1 pseudogene is annotated in these 260 nt (G+C 46.9%); it reads left to right on the top strand.

Features of this window, described 5'->3' with window-relative positions:
• Positions 1-260: pseudogene (locus tag AC0QHF_RS21645) on the top strand (hypothetical protein); the annotation flags it as partial.

Here is a 260-nt window from a genome sequence, read left to right as displayed (position 1 = left end):
GCCACCACTGCTGGCGTGGAAGAGATATCGGAAACTTCGGCTTCGGAAGAGGTAACAGATGCGATCGCATCTCCCGATTCATCCCCAATTCAGCGAGAATCGGAAACTTCTGCTATTGAAGAGATATCGGAGATTTCCCCAATTCAGCGACAGGCAGAAACTTCTGGTATTGAAAAGATATCGGATGCGATCGCATCTCCCGACTCATCCCCAATTCAGAGACAATCTGAAACTTCTGCTATTGAAGAGATATCGGAAAT

This window comes from Lyngbya sp. CCY1209 (assembly GCF_055795065.1).
This window is presented reverse-complemented; position numbering and strand designations above follow the sequence as displayed.